Source organism: Shewanella sp. GJ50-10, assembly GCF_055808815.1.
Genome location: NZ_JBVVSS010000001.1, coordinates 377,893 through 392,584, shown reverse-complemented (window position 1 = coordinate 392,584; position 14,692 = coordinate 377,893). Strand labels below are relative to the sequence as shown.

The 14,692-nt window shown below is 40.9% G+C and carries 16 protein-coding genes; 2 read left to right on the top strand and 14 right to left on the bottom strand.

The window, feature by feature from the left end; genetic code table 11:
- Nucleotides 1-144 precede the first annotated feature (144 nt).
- The 5 genes from parE to nudF form a co-directional block, all read right to left on the bottom strand.
- Nucleotides 145-2,031: a DNA topoisomerase IV subunit B gene (gene parE, locus AC0L4E_RS01575; protein WP_473677705.1), complete on the bottom strand. Its 1,887-nt coding sequence runs from the start codon at nucleotides 2,029-2,031 to the stop codon at nucleotides 145-147.
- A gap of 56 nt (nucleotides 2,032-2,087) precedes the next feature.
- Complete coding sequence (locus AC0L4E_RS01570) at nucleotides 2,088-2,663, bottom strand: YqiA/YcfP family alpha/beta fold hydrolase (protein WP_473677704.1); 576 nt, start codon at nucleotides 2,661-2,663, stop codon at nucleotides 2,088-2,090.
- Between the two features lie 74 nt (nucleotides 2,664-2,737).
- Nucleotides 2,738-3,577 carry a 3',5'-cyclic-AMP phosphodiesterase gene (gene cpdA / locus AC0L4E_RS01565; protein WP_473677703.1) on the bottom strand — a complete coding sequence of 280 codons (840 nt, stop codon included), beginning with the start codon at nucleotides 3,575-3,577 and terminating at the stop codon, nucleotides 2,738-2,740.
- A gap of 32 nt (nucleotides 3,578-3,609) precedes the next feature.
- On the bottom strand, nucleotides 3,610-4,068 hold the full coding sequence (locus AC0L4E_RS01560) for a DUF1249 domain-containing protein (protein ID WP_473681458.1): 459 nt from the start codon (nucleotides 4,066-4,068) through the stop codon (nucleotides 3,610-3,612).
- 143 nt (nucleotides 4,069-4,211) lie between these two features.
- Nucleotides 4,212-4,835: an ADP-ribose diphosphatase gene (gene nudF / locus AC0L4E_RS01555; RefSeq protein ID WP_473677702.1), complete on the bottom strand. Its 624-nt coding sequence runs from the start codon at nucleotides 4,833-4,835 to the stop codon at nucleotides 4,212-4,214.
- Nucleotides 4,836-5,117: 282 nt separating this feature from the next.
- On the opposite strand from nudF, the gene tolC reads away from it, so the two are divergent.
- Nucleotides 5,118-6,428: an outer membrane channel protein TolC gene (gene tolC / locus AC0L4E_RS01550; protein ID WP_473677701.1), complete on the top strand. Its 1,311-nt coding sequence runs from the start codon at nucleotides 5,118-5,120 to the stop codon at nucleotides 6,426-6,428.
- A gap of 353 nt (nucleotides 6,429-6,781) precedes the next feature.
- Here tolC and AC0L4E_RS01545 read toward each other — a convergent pair whose 3' ends face one another.
- From AC0L4E_RS01545 to AC0L4E_RS01535, 3 genes are read right to left on the bottom strand one after another with little or no spacing between them, the layout of a single operon-like run.
- Entirely contained in the window at nucleotides 6,782-7,519 is a 738-nt protein-coding gene (locus AC0L4E_RS01545; protein WP_473677700.1) for a TIGR04219 family outer membrane beta-barrel protein, read from the bottom strand.
- Nucleotides 7,520-7,521: 2 nt separating this feature from the next.
- Nucleotides 7,522-8,493 (bottom strand): DUF2333 family protein, encoded by a 972-nt coding sequence (locus AC0L4E_RS01540; RefSeq protein WP_473677699.1) that lies wholly within the window; start codon nucleotides 8,491-8,493, stop codon nucleotides 7,522-7,524.
- A 12-nt stretch (nucleotides 8,494-8,505) separates the two neighbouring features.
- Nucleotides 8,506-8,991: a copper chaperone PCu(A)C gene (locus AC0L4E_RS01535; protein WP_473677698.1), complete on the bottom strand. Its 486-nt coding sequence runs from the start codon at nucleotides 8,989-8,991 to the stop codon at nucleotides 8,506-8,508.
- Nucleotides 8,992-9,026: 35 nt separating this feature from the next.
- Between AC0L4E_RS01535 and AC0L4E_RS01530 the strand changes: the two genes are divergently transcribed.
- On the top strand, nucleotides 9,027-9,764 hold the full coding sequence (locus AC0L4E_RS01530) for an enoyl-CoA hydratase-related protein (protein WP_473677697.1): 738 nt from the start codon (nucleotides 9,027-9,029) through the stop codon (nucleotides 9,762-9,764).
- Nucleotides 9,765-9,893: 129 nt separating this feature from the next.
- Here AC0L4E_RS01530 and AC0L4E_RS01525 read toward each other — a convergent pair whose 3' ends face one another.
- The 6 genes from AC0L4E_RS01525 to alr all read right to left on the bottom strand — a co-directional run bounded on the left by AC0L4E_RS01525 (nucleotide 9,894) and on the right by alr (nucleotide 14,558).
- Nucleotides 9,894-10,100 carry a PspC domain-containing protein gene (locus tag AC0L4E_RS01525; RefSeq protein WP_220752145.1) on the bottom strand — a complete coding sequence of 69 codons (207 nt, stop codon included), beginning with the start codon at nucleotides 10,098-10,100 and terminating at the stop codon, nucleotides 9,894-9,896.
- The gene (locus AC0L4E_RS01520; RefSeq protein WP_285164076.1) at nucleotides 10,097-10,276 is read right to left on the bottom strand and encodes a hypothetical protein; all 180 of its coding nucleotides are present in this window, start codon (nucleotides 10,274-10,276) and stop codon (nucleotides 10,097-10,099) included. The genes AC0L4E_RS01525 and AC0L4E_RS01520 overlap by 4 nt, the downstream gene beginning before the upstream one ends.
- A gap of 3 nt (nucleotides 10,277-10,279) precedes the next feature.
- On the bottom strand, nucleotides 10,280-10,627 hold the full coding sequence (locus tag AC0L4E_RS01515; RefSeq protein ID WP_473677696.1) for a hypothetical protein: 348 nt from the start codon (nucleotides 10,625-10,627) through the stop codon (nucleotides 10,280-10,282).
- Nucleotides 10,628-10,931: 304 nt separating this feature from the next.
- A complete protein-coding gene (gene dusA / locus AC0L4E_RS01510; RefSeq protein WP_473677695.1) occupies nucleotides 10,932-11,948 on the bottom strand; it encodes a tRNA dihydrouridine(20/20a) synthase DusA in 1,017 nt (338 codons plus the stop codon).
- A gap of 166 nt (nucleotides 11,949-12,114) precedes the next feature.
- On the bottom strand, nucleotides 12,115-13,440 hold the full coding sequence (locus AC0L4E_RS01505) for a BamA/TamA family outer membrane protein (RefSeq protein WP_473677694.1): 1,326 nt from the start codon (nucleotides 13,438-13,440) through the stop codon (nucleotides 12,115-12,117).
- A 38-nt stretch (nucleotides 13,441-13,478) separates the two neighbouring features.
- Nucleotides 13,479-14,558 (bottom strand): alanine racemase, encoded by a 1,080-nt coding sequence (gene alr / locus AC0L4E_RS01500; protein ID WP_473677693.1) that lies wholly within the window; start codon nucleotides 14,556-14,558, stop codon nucleotides 13,479-13,481.
- Nucleotides 14,559-14,692: the final 134 nt, after the last annotated feature.

Genomic DNA, 14,692 nt, shown 5'->3' with positions numbered 1-14,692 from the left:
AGCTAAGGCTATGACAGACAGTGTTTTTAACGCTGTTGAAATTTGCTTGATATCCATTTTAATTATTATTCTCGACATTATATTTATTCTTTGCCTTAGTCTTTGGGCAATGCGCAAGGTATCCATACGTATCTAACTACCGTGTTAGATCTCTGCTAAGTCGCCTTTTGACTCTAGCCAAACTTTTCGGTCTGGTGAGCGTTTTTTAGCTAAGAGCATATCCATTATCGCCATTGTGTCGTCATTATCATCAATCGTTAGCTGAACTAATCGACGTGTATTCGGATCCATGGTGGTTTCACGTAACTGTAATGGATTCATTTCACCCAATCCTTTAAATCGAGTGACCTGCACTTTACCTTTTTTCTTTTCTGCAACAATTCTATCTAATATACCGTTTTTTTCGCCTTCATCTAGGGCATAAAATACTTCTTTGCCTAAATCGATACGGAATAACGGTGGCATTGCGATATAAACATGACCTTTTTCTACTAGCACGCGATAGTGCTTCATAAACAAAGCACATAATAAGGTCGCAATATGCAATCCATCAGAATCGGCATCCGCCAAGATACAGATTTTGCCATAACGCAGTTCTGAAATATCTTCACTGTCAGGGTCGCAACCTATGGCCACAGAAATATCATGAACCTCTTGTGAAGCTAGCACTTGAGATGCATCCACTTCCCAAGTATTTAAGATTTTACCACGTAGCGGCATAATCGCCTGAAACTCTCGATCACGTGCTTGTTTTGCACTACCGCCTGCAGAGTCACCCTCCACAAGGAATAGCTCACCGCGCATTGGGTCTTGACCACTACAATCAGTTAACTTTCCTGGTAAAGCAGGACCAGAAGTGACTTTTTTACGTGCTACTTTTTTCGCAGCTTTTAAACGGCGCTGGGCATTACTAATGCACAATTCAGCTAATTGCTCAGCTTGTTCAGTATTTGAGTTTAACCAAAGCGCAAATGCATCACGAACGATCCCTGAAACAAATGCCGAGCTTTGACGGCTCGATAATTTCTCTTTTGTTTGACCAGAAAACTGCGGGTCTTGCATCTTAATCGATAAGATAAACGATGCTTTGTCCCAAATATCTTCAGGTGATAGTTTAATACCACGAGGCACTAGGTTTCTGAATTCACAGAACTCACGCATCGATTCCAATAACCCCTGCCTAAAACCATTGACATGGGTGCCGCCTAACGGCGTTGGGATTAAGTTAACGTAGCTCTCGTAAATGCTATTTCCACCTTCAGGAAGCCAAGTAATAGCCCATTCAGCTGCGTCAGTTTTACCTGAAAACTCACCAATAAATGGCTCTTCTGGTAATAGAACGGATCCCTTCACAGCTTCTTTCAAATAATCAGTTAAGCCACTCTCGTAATACCATTCATTCACTTCACCGTTTTGCTTATTAGTGAACTTAATACGTAAACCAGGACATAACACTGCTTTAGCACGTAATTGGTATAACAGTTTGGAGATTGAAAAGTTACCCGAGTCAAAGTAGCTTGCATCAGGCCAAAAGTGCACACGAGTACCTGTGTTGCGTCTGCCACAAGTACCAGTCACATGCAGATCTTCTACTTTGTCGCCGTTCTCGAAAGCGATTTCGTAAACTTGCGCATCACGGCGAACGCTGATTTCTACCCGTTTAGATAACGCGTTGACGACTGAAATTCCCACACCATGCAAGCCACCAGAGAATTGGTAGCTGTCATTTGAAAACTTACCACCAGCATGTAGTTTGGTCAGGATAAGCTCGACACCAGGGATCCCTTCTTCAGGGTGGATGTCTACTGGCATACCACGACCATCATCGATCACTTCTAATGAGTTATCGGCATGAAGCACCACATCAATTTTAGTTGCATGACCAGCTAAAGCTTCATCGACACTGTTATCAATGACTTCTTGACCTAGATGGTTAGGTCGAGTGGTATCGGTGTACATACCTGGACGGCGTTTTACTGGGTCGAGTCCGTTAAGAACCTCGATGGCATCAGAAGTGTATTGATTGGTCATAGTCCACACATTTGGTCAATTGTTAGCCCACAATATTGGGCCATAATAAAAACTGATTAAGAAATCTTTAAAAATTCACATATCTTATCTAGCTGATTTTTATAGCCAATAAAACTGTGGTCACCATTGGGCTCTAAATGCAGCTCACAACAATGATACTTAGATAACGCTTGACGATAATCTAACACTTCATCGCCAGTTTGCAAAAATACTAAGAAACGGTCGGGACGATATATCACTTCAGTATTAAATTCTGCTACATCAAACTTATGTTGCGGTAATACTTGATAATGCTCGTCTGTATACGGGTTATATTGAGGGCCGATAAACTCATCAAACAACTCAAATGGTTTCACCGCTGGGTTGATCAGAACGGCTTTTCCGCCATAGATTTCAGCTAAATAGCTGGCAAAATACCCACCTAAAGAAGAGCCAATAAACCTTAATGGCTCACCTTCCGCTTTCGCGCGCTCTACAATACCACATAATAATGCCATCGCTTCTTTTGGCGATGAGGGTAATTGAGGTTGGATGAAGGGTAAATTTGGAAAACGGTGTTGAATGTACTGCGCCGTTTCTACTGCTTTATCTGACTGAGGGGAACTATTAAATCCATGTATATAGAGAAGCATGTTTCCTCTCGCATTAATTAGCCTAAAATGCCTAAGCATCTAAAAAATCAGGCCAACACATGAAAAATTAGCGTTTAGTATCCGCTAGCATCATTGTCTGGAGAGAATTTTTCACCAGGCACCCGATAAACATTAGTTTGAATGCTACCATTGCTGGCTAACTCCAGCAAACGATAGCCGGGTTGAAGCCCATCTAAGGCAAAATATGATGATTTCGGCTTGAATTGTATACAGGTCGATGGCGTCGCCATTAAATGAATGCCAGCTTCTGCAGTCGGATAAACGGTATCAATGGATTGATGAACATGTCCCCAGAGTGCGCCTCTGACCTGTGGGTATTGGCTCACCCGCTTTAAAAAGTCTTTACCATTACTCATGCAATGCTGATCAAGCCAGCTACACTCAACCAAAATGGGATTGTGATGCATAACGAGCAATACATGCTTATCAGGATGAGCTTTTATGGCCGCATCAATCAGGGAAAATTGCTGCTCAGCCATATAACCACCGGGTTTACCCCGTACGGTAGAATCTAACATCAAAATTAGCCACTTACCCGCAATAATCTGCTGCTGACCAAATAAATGGCTTCCTTGCATGTGCAAGCTCATTAACCTAGGGTCATCATGGTTGCCAGGAAGATAATGACAAGGAAGGTTTAACTCAGCAATTGTGCTAGAAAAATGCTGGTAAGACTGAGGGGAGTAATCTTGGCTAATATCACCCGTTGCTAAAATCATGTCAGCAGGATATTCAGTCGCAAGGAAGGTATTTAAAACAGCCTGAAAACTGGCAGCCGTATTTACACCTAATAGCTTCGCTTCAGGGTCTGCAAATAAATGCGGGTCAGTAACTTGAATAAGTCGCACGACATCCGTTTCAGCAATTGAATAAGACACAGGCTCTTTAAGCACTAATTAATCCCAAAATAAATTAATTCAATGTTTCAGAGTGATGAAGAACAGACTTGCACTGGGCGACATCCAATCTTTAACAACTCTTCGAGAAATGCATTAACTTGATACTTCTCATCCGTTTGATGCATATGTACATTTGGATAATCATACACTGCTTGTAACCGATAAATCTGTTGGCTAGTTAACACTTCTGCTAATTGGGCATCATGATAGACTCGCACACAAGCTTTAGGTGTGATAAGGAAATCGCTATTGGGTAAATGGCGTGTTATTTCAATTAATTGAGTATACTTTGTGTTCTCTAAAATCGTGACATCTAACAAGCCGAACTCACCTTCAATTGTCCATGATTCATTGACCTCAGCAGCTTCAGGTAACCACTTTAAAATCAAAGCATAATTACGTCCGCACAGGGCTAAGAACGCACTGACGTTAGGTTGGTATTTATCTTTAGTGTTTGGTTGCTTCAAACTTGATGGCTTCACAATGGTCTCACTTGCATACTTCTGTAATTGAATTTTTGAATTAACTTTTGATTGAACAATTGATTAAAATTACTGATTAAATCACTGCTAGATGCATTTCAACGCTAGTAGTACCTCAATCACCTTAGCTAACTCTAGTGAACCCTCTAACCTTGTCTAACCTTAGCTAAGTTAAGGGCTAACCACTGTAAGCCAATAACCGTTGAGGCGTTGTCTATACGACCTGAGTTAACCATTTCCATTGCAGCATCAAAGTCGACAACATGCACTTTGATATCTTCATGCTCATAATCTAAGCCATGAATGCCTTCTGCTTTGCTGGCATCCACCTTTGCCCAATAAAAATGAAAACGTTCAGAAGAACCACCCGGTGTTGCTAAATAACTATTAACAAAGTGCACTTCACTGGCAATCAAGCCAGTTTCTTCAAATAATTCACGCTCTGCCACTTCTGCAGGTACTTCATCGGTAGCAATCATACCTGCCACAAGTTCAAGAAGCCAAACAGAATTAGTGGTTGCTAATGCAGGAAGTCTAATTTGTTCAATCAAAACCACTTGATGTGTTGTTGGATCATAAGGCAATACGACCACTGCATTTCCGCGTTCAAATACTTCACGTGTGACGACCTCACTCCAACCACCAGAAAATAACTTATGCTTGAATTTATATTCGTCTAATTGAAAGAAACCTTTATACAAAGTTTTAGTCGAAATGACTTCCACATCGCTTTTTGCGTTAAATTGTTCTATTACTTCACTATCTTTCATATTTTTTCTTACAGTTTGTAAGCCCTTTGAAATATTTAATGCATTATTATATTAGCTAAGCATTTAAGCATGTGTGTCTAAAAAAATCTGTTACAACTTGAAAGTTGATATTTAGCTTAAAGATGATAGTCTTTTTATCATACACACTAGATACATAGCGGGATTGCACAAAGTTTTAGCGGGTTCACAAAATGCTAAAGCGATCTTGCTTAAAAATTTAAATTGTGAACAAACAAGATTATCTTACCTCCCAAGTGGAGACTATGTCTAAAAGGGCAGCAAATGAAATTTAAAATACGTTCTTTATACGCAGCACTAACACTAGCTGTTGCTGCACCTGCAGCAAATGCTGACGATTTATTGCAGATTTATCAGCAAGCGCTGACAAGCGATACCATCGTACTTCAAGCTCAGTCTCAACGTGATGCATTATACGAAACGATTGAAGAAAACCGTGCTCCCCTACTTCCTACCATCAGTGCTAATGTCGGTTACTCAAAAGCATGGAATGACATTGATGATGGCAGCCCAACAGAAAAACCAGAAGGTTTTACTGGTGGATTATCACTTAATCAAGTCATTTATGACCACAGTGCATGGGTTGGACTAGACCTAGCTGAAATGGCAGCGTCTCAAGCTGACTCTGCATATGCATCAGCTCTGCAAGCGCTCATCATCCGTGTGACCACCGCATACTTTGATGTATTAACTGCAAAAGATAACTTTGAGTTCCAAGGCGCTGAGAAACGTGCGATTGAACGTCAACTAGAGCAAACTAAACAACGTTTTGCTGTAGGTCTAACGGCAATTACCGACGTACATGAAGCACAAGCGCAATACGATTTAGCTTCAGCAACTGAGATTCTAGCTGAAAACACATTAGCGAACAGCTATGAAGCATTACGTGAAATCACAGGTATAGATCATAAAACCATTAATACCCTAGATACTAACCGCTTCTCAGCTGGGGCACCTAGCCCAACCACTTCATCTGAATGGTTAAAAATTGCTGAAACCAATAGCATCGATTTAATGACCCAACGTATTGGTCGTGATATCGCGAGCGAAACCATCACCCTTTACAAAGCTGGCCACATGCCTTCGCTAAACTTAGGTGCTGGTTACACTAAAGGTTTTGACCAAAGCCCAGGTGCTGATTATGACAATGCCAACATTGCTGTGACATTGAGTGTACCGATTTTTGAAGGCTTCAAAGTCACCTCACAAGTTAAACAAGCGCAGTTCCAGTATGTTGAAGCAAGTGAAAAACTTGAACAAGTACACCGTGGTGTAGTTAAAGATGTACGTAATAACTTTAACAACGTTGGCGCATCAATCAGTTCAATCCGCGCTTATGAACAATCAGTGGTTTCATCTGAAAGTGCACTAAAAGCGACTCAAGCAGGTTTTGAAGTCGGTACTCGTACTATCGTTGACGTACTAAACCGTACTCGTGACTTGTATGATTCAAAGCGTCAGTTATCTGATGCGCGTTATGGTTACATCAACTCAATCCTAGCACTTAAACAAGCTGCTGGTACCTTGAGTGAAGATGACATCATCTCAATCAACAACGGCTTAATCGCTCAATAATGTTGAACAGATAACACATAAAAAACCGCCAATTGGCGGTTTTTTTATATCTATAAATTCACTCTGGAGAAAGTCAGTTCACTTTCTGTGAAACATCTTTAAATGCCAAGTCTTACTGAATGCTTGAATCCTTAAACATCCAAGTTGAAATCACGATAACTAATACCTTTCACAGTATCGAATTCAACTGCAACAAGTAACATCAACTCTGCCTAGTACTTGAACAATTTTAAACACCTTAAGTTGAAATGATGTCTGCTCAAAATACAGCTTAATAATTCTGTAAATAATATTAAATTTGAGCCACAAAAAAGCCGCCATAAGGCGGCTTATTCTTTCTATGAACTAACTGATTAGAAAGTCAGTTCAACACCAGCAAATGCACCTTTAAAGGTCATATTCTGTGTTGTGCTAGAAAAGTCATCAACATCAAAGTTGAACTCACGGTAACCAACACGTACTGCAGTATCAAGTGCAACGCCATCAAACTTCCAACCAAGACCTGCGTTGTAATCGTAAACACTAGTTTCATCTACGCCTAGCATTACATCAGCAAAAGCATACAAACCTAAACCTGGAACACCAACTTCAGCGCTGGCGTAAACCATCACGATACCGCTATCTACGTCAACTTCTTCTGGGTGGCCAGGATCTTGAACACGTAAAGAGCCATGCATTTGCTTGTAAGCCGCACCTAAGTCCAATGCCACTAGATCGTTATCTAAGATTTCGTAGTAAAGAACAAAATCAGTGTTACTTAGGTCGTTATATACGGTCGTGTCAGTTTCGAACTGATGACCATTGAACATAAAGTTTGAGCCAACTTGGCTGCCCTTACCTTCTAAACGGTTTTCACGAATTTTAATGTTTGGCACTAAAGGAATTGGGTGCTCAATTGCAATCCATAAGCTTCCTTGAGATTTAGACTCGTAGTTATAAGTTTGTGCTACACCATCATCGCTGTTGAATGAACCACTGGTATCAGCATCCCAGTAATCACCACCAACTTTAAAACCAACAACAGTAGCTGCATGAGCAGAAGAAACGCTCAACATACCTAATAAGGCAGTGGCAAGAAGTGTCTTTTTCATCATTATCCCTGAGAGAGTAAGTTAGTTAAATCAATCACCGCAGCATTTGCGCGGGATATATAGTTAGCCATCACCAATGAGTGATTAGCGACTAATCCAAATCCATCTCCGTTAAGAACCATCGGGCTCCAAACGGTTTGCTGTGTCGCTTCAAGTTCACGAATGATTTGACGTAAACTGACTTCAGCATTTTTCTTTTCTAACACGTCGGCGAAATCAACTTCGATGGCTTTCATGAAATTTAATAACGCCCAAGCAGAGCCTCGGCTTTCATAAAGCACATCATCAATTTTCCACCAACTTGTCTTAATTTCGGCACTGGCAAGTGAAGGGGTTGACTGCCTTGCTGTTGAATCACCAGCTAAGTCAGTGTTTAGTCTGTCTTGGCCGACACTAGCCGATAAACGTTGAGACATACTACCTAAACGTTTTTGAACCTCTTTTAGCCATTCATTCAAGTTATCAGCACGAGCATAAAACTGGGCATTACTGTTTTTAGTATCGCTAATTTTTGCGCGATATAATTTCAGTAATTTGATTGCTTCACGGTACTCGCCCTCAGCACTTGGTACTAACCAGCTCGTATGTTCAATATTTAACTTTGAGTGTGCAGCAAGTAAATCGCCATCAGCGGTAGATTGCGATTGCGAGCGACTGAACTCTTTACGCATAATCAAGGCTAAGTCACGAGATTGCTCAAGCGCACCAAATTCAAATGCCGGCATATTATCCATCATCACTGATGGCGGCATAATATCATTGGATAACCAGCCACCTGGTTTGTCCAATAAGGTTTCCATGGTTGAAATAAGTGAAGATGTGGTCGCATAACCTACAATGTTCTCACCACGTTCATTTTGCAGCACTTCAGGCTCGAGAATATCAGGCTCAATACTCCACCAAACCGCAATGAAATAACCAATTAATAAGATTATTCCTACGACGCCAAATACTTTATTCCTTGTCATTTGCATCAATACAACTCCTTAATGATGATGGTGGTGATGGCTTTCTTGAGTTTCGTTAGTCGATCTTTTCTCAACAGCCAATTCAATAGCAAGTGTTTTGCCATCTTTGAATGTCAAAACTAATGGAACAGTATCACCAATAGTTAATGGTGCTGTTAATGATAGCAGCATAATATGATCACCTGAGGGTTGCAGCGATAACGTGCCATGAGATGGAATATCAAAACCTTCTACTTGACGCATTTTAACCATGCCATTTTCTTCAACCAAGGTATGTAATTGCGCTTCTTTTGCTGCTGGCGTAGTCACAGAAACTAAAGTCACAGCCTCGTCAGAATGATTCATCAAGGTTAAATAAGCTGCGGTGTTTGGCACGCTCGCAGGCATTGCTCGTACATGTCCTTCACTCAGCATTATTCCGGCTGAAGCAGAAAAAGAAAATACGCTTAACGCTAAAAAACTAAACAGTTGTTTGAATATTGCTTTCAATGTCATAAACTCCATTTACACCCTACTCGTGTCCATAAGGAAAACAACGAATGAGTCAGATTCAGGTTAAGGATGATCAAGGCGTACGTATTATCAGTTTTAATCGTCCTGAAAAACGTAATGCATTTAATCTTAAAATGTACCAACAGGTTACAGAATACCTGATCCAAGGTGAAGCCGACAACGACATTCGTACCTTTATGTTACGAGGTGAAGATAACTGTTTCACTTCCGGTAACGATATCGCAGATTTCCTTGCCAGCGGTGAATTAAATGAATCTCACCCAACGGTACAATTTCTTCATTGTTTGCTTAACTTAAAAAAACCAATAGTTGCAGCCGTATCTGGTGCCGCTGTTGGCATTGGCACCACAATGCTGCTGCATTGCGACCTAGTTTATGCAGATAACAGTGCTAAATTTCAGCTGCCCTTCGTTAATCTGGCACTAGTTCCAGAAGCCGCCTCAAGTTTACTATTACCGCTTATTGTCGGCCAACAAAAAGCTGCTGAATTAATACTGCTAGCAGAAAGCTTTAACGCGGAAACAGCCTGCGAACTCAACATCATCAATAGCGTCATTGAGCAAGCTGAACTTGATGCATTTGTCCTTGGCCAAGCCAAAAAGCTGGCAGCTCAGCCGCCGCTTGCACTACAAGCATCTAAAAAGTTACTACGCTATAACCAAGCTGAGGTTAAGGCGCAAATGCTGGCTGAATTAGAGGTGTTTGGCGAAAGGCTAAAAAGTGATGAAGCTAAAGCACGCTTCCAGGCCTTTTTAAAAAGATAATAGTCTCAGCAAAAGCGAATAAAGTGGCGGATTAATAACACTTTGAATGTTTAGGTTATTAATATTGCTTAAAGTCGATAACAGACTCTAGTTTGCGAAGTCTTGATGTTAGGGAAATTTACCCTAACATCAGTATTTTGTTTTTTGCTGGCTCACAACGATTGCTGTTACAAAATAAGCAATCAATCCCATCGTCGGGTTTAAACAAATAGCTAATAACGATAATACTCGCGTCCACATAACTGACCAGCCAAACTGTTTTGATACTGAGTTAGTTGCGCCGCATATAATGCTTTTATCTGCTTTTAAAAACTTTTCCACATCAGACATGTTCATTTTCTTTCTCCAGCGAAATCTAAACTTGTCATCTCTTTAGAAATCGCATCAACACTTTTAAATTGGTACCACTGCAACCCGCATATCAATAATGAACAAACAATAAAGCTAACAACGGGAAGCAGAAGTAATGAAATTAATGGATCTGCTAAATGAAGTATCATCATTAAATCCATGAATTAGTCCTCATTGCTGGCTAAAACAGAATCAGTTGTTGCTTCTTGCTTCGTTTCAGCTAACTCCAGTGAGCTGTTTAACTCAAACACTTGCTCTGCAATTTGGCTATGCAGCGACAGGACAATTTCTTGTTTTGCTGTATGCAGCATTTCAGTTGCAGTTTCACTAATGCGTGTTTCTAGCACATCAATCATATCGGCACTGTTTAAGTCATTTGCTTGAGCGCCCATACTTGCTGTTGCAAATAATGCGACTAAAGCCACTTTTGTCAATACACTTTTAGCTGATGAATTTGCGTTAGTGTTTGTAGTAGAAATTAAACCAGTTGTATTAGTTGTTGAGTTAAACATGATGTCTTCCTTTTCAATTGTTGGGTACACCATGGTTATTACAAGCTACGTGCCAAGTTTTAAAAATATTTTTAAATACTGAATTTAAAGAGTTTTTTAGCAGGAAACACTTTATCCTCTCAAAATCGAACTGAACATTTTTTAAACTATTAGTATTTTTAACCACTAAAATAGTGAATTTAGCTAAAACTTAATTAGCTAAATAGAACCCACAAAAAAAGCGCCATCAAAAGGCGCTTTTAAAACTAAGAAATAATCCACTAATTAGTATCGTTAAACTGTTAGATCACGTTAGTTTAATGAATTAAACATTATTAGGATAAAAAGTCACATCCGCCGGCGGACGGCTTTGCTCCATTCTTGCAACCGCATCCCAAATAACTGAAACACCCGCTCCAGCTTTATGGGCGTTCTCACTTAAATGTCTGCGCCAACCTCTTGAACCTGGTAAGCCTTGGAATAACCCAATCATGTGACGGGTTATATGGTTTAGTCTGCCACCATCTTTTAAATGCTGCTCAATATACGGCATCATTTGCTCAATCACTTGCTCACGAGTGATAACGGGTTTGTCTTCGCCATATATCAATTGATCCACTTTAGCTAACAGATATGGATTCTGGTAAGCCTCACGCCCAATCATAACTCCATCAAGTTGCTTAAGATGCGATAGAGAGTCTTCTAAGGTTTTTACCCCGCCATTAATACTGATATTCAAATCAGCGTAATCACGCTTGAGCTGATAAACACGTTCATAGTTAAGTTCAGGTATTTCACGGTTCTCTTTCGGACTTAAACCTTGCAGCCAAGCCTTTCTGGCATGCACAATGAAAGTATCGCAGCCAACAGCTTTAACCGTATCGACAAAATCAGTTAAAAATTCATAACTGTCTTGCTCATCAATACCGATCCGCGTTTTAACTGTCACAGGAATATCGGCCACTTGCTTCATGGCATCAACACATTCAGCCACTAGCGCCGGCTCACCCATTAAACAGGCACCAAAACGACCATTCTGAACTCGATCAGACGGACAACCAACATTTAGATTAATCTCGTCATAGCCACGCTCAAACGCCAATTTGGCACAGGCCGCTAAATCTTTTGAATTAGAACCACCTAATTGCAATGCGACAGGATGCTCTTCTTGGTTATAGGCTAGGTAATCGCCTTGCCCATGAATAATCGCACCTGTGGTGACCATTTCGGTATACAGCACAGTATTTGCCGACATTAATCTCGCAAAATAGCGATAATGCCTATCAGTCCAATCAAGCATTGGGGCGATGGAAAGTGCTCTATTCAGTGTTGTTGAAGCCAAAACTTTACCTTATCGATGATAATCAGCGACTTAATGAACTTAACTTAATACTGACAATTTATTTAATTACCAGTCAAAATTACAGCCGCACATTATATCACTATGCTGCCTTTAATAAATATTGTTTATGATTAATTTCTAATCTTCAGCAAAATAACAAAGCTGATTAAAAAGGTTGGTTGACCATCACCCAAAACTGACTTTCATCACCACCTGTGACAAAGTCACCACGAATAACGATATCTTCAACTTCAAAGCGAACACTCGCGCCATATGAGGTTTTCATGTCTTGATGCAAAGCGCTCATACTAAACTCGTCACTGACATTACCTGCCTCAAGTAATAGTGCCCACTGCCACCAAGGTACATTATATAAATTAAACACTGGCAAACTTTGAAGCGGCTGCCAGCGCGGAGTTACCCGATACTCCATTGCATAATTAACTGCACTTCGTGCGGTAAACTGTCTTGAGTCATAACCTCTTAAGCGATCAAAGCCGCCCAGAGATACTCCTGCAAAGCTGGGCGGACGCTTATAATCTTGGCTGTCACCATCATAACTATCCCAGCTAGGGGTGTCTGCTACGTAAACATTCGCTGCTAATACTTGCTCTTCAAACCATGCATTACCACCTAAAGATAAAAATGCACTTTGTTCGAATTCCCACATGAACCAATTTGGGTCATCGTTAATTTCACTTCCGCGGGTTAATGTCAGATTCGTCTGACCACCTTGAGTCGTATTATTAGCAGAATCTCGATTATCCCAATCAAGCGCCAATTCAAAGCCCCTAGCTTCGTCTGGCAAGTAGTCTAACGCTTCTAATTCACGGTATTTATTGAATGGCGTAAGCGTCACAGAGGTTACACCTGACTCTAATGGATTCCAGCTAACTGCATTTTTCTTGCGAGCAAGTGATGCTGCAGCGCCATTGGCACCGCCGCCAATTGGCAGTACATATTTGATATGTAATTTTGAAAAACCTTCATCACCGACACTGATAATACGATCAGTTTGTTGATCCTTTACTGACTGAGGTAAATAATAAATACCTTGCTCATAATGACCACGAAATAATTCAGCACTGAACAGCCATTGATCTAATGTGGGGATTTGATAATTATAAAAGCCTGCGTAGGTTAACCAGCTATCATTAGCTGAATAAAGCCCTATCCCTAGCGCCACGGCTTGAGCCTGGCCAGCATGTTTAATCAAGCCTGCGCCGCCAAAAGTCGTACTTAGCGTTTCCGTTGAAAATACAATGGGTACGGCAACAAATTCGGCATCATATTGTGGCATCGCTTTCGAAGCTGCGTCATCAGTATTATCGTCTGATGGTTTTTGGCTTGGATCAGCCGATTCTTCCACTGGCAGCTCTACTGAAACAGCTGTGCCTTCTGTAGCAATTTGTTGAATGGTAGTTGTTTGAGCAAGACTGTCTAAACTGAATAACACGCAATAAATCATTACGACTGATTTATACAACTGCACCTAAGGTTCCTTTTAACATTTCTTAGCAAATGACAATGTCATTCTTGTAGATCGACGACGACTCTTGGGGTTAGCTTAGTCACTAACTCATAAGCAATTGTACCTATGTGTTCTGCTACTTCTTCTACCGCTAATGCTTTGCCCCAAAGCTGAACGAGATCGCCCACTTTGTCTGTGGCTTGAGCGCCTAAATCAACAGTTAACATATCCATCGACACTCGACCCACTACCGGAACACGGCGTCCGTTTAGCCAAACTGGTGTGCCTTCTGGTGCATTGCGCGGGTAACCATCGCCATAACCAATAGCCACGACGCCAAGCTTAGTATCTTTTGTTGCAGTCCAATGCGCACCATACCCAACACTTTGACCCGCCTTGTGATCGCGTACGGCAATTAAATTAGATACTAACTCCATTGCAGGAACTAAACCGTGATGAGTGCCTTTATCTCCATAAACAGGCGAAACACCATAAAGGGCAATACCCGGTCTTATCCAGTCACATTGGCTTTGAGGCCAAAACAATGTACCCGCTGAGTTAGCTAAAGTGCGATCACCAGGAAGATCTGCGATCAATTTATTAAAGGCATCCATTTGTTGCTGAGTAAGGCTGTTATCAGGTTCATCAGCGCAAGCAAAGTGAGTCATTAAATGAATAGGTTGTTTTACATTCGGACACGCTTTTAAGCGTTGATAAACATCTTGGAATTGCTCAATTCCAAAGCCTAGTCGATGCATACCTGAATCGACTTTAAGCCAAACAGTGATTGGCGCAGTTAAATTAGACTGCTCAAGCATTTCGAGCTGAGACTCATGGTGAACAACGGTATCGATTTGATGTTGTACCAATAAAGGCAAATCAGATTGACGAAAGCAGCCTTCAAGTAGCAATAACTTTGCCGTCACCCCACCTTCACGAAGCTGTAATGCTTCTTCCAGTCTTGCTAATCCAAATCCGTCGGCATTATCGACACATTCAGCCACATTGAGTAAACCATGGCCGTAACCATTAGCTTTAACCACAGCCATCACTTTACTATTAGGTGCAATCTCTCTAAGCCTTGTAAGGTTATCTTGCAGGGCTTGACGACTAATTTCAGCACGGGGAAATGGTTTCAAATAATTGACCTTATTTGGCAAACTAACTCAGGTAGTATCACCTGAACGACTAAAAAATGAGCCTCTGTTTTAACAACAGAGGCTTGTTTTGATCATAGCAACTTACTGACGTATTTCAGCTTTGTGAAGTAGGA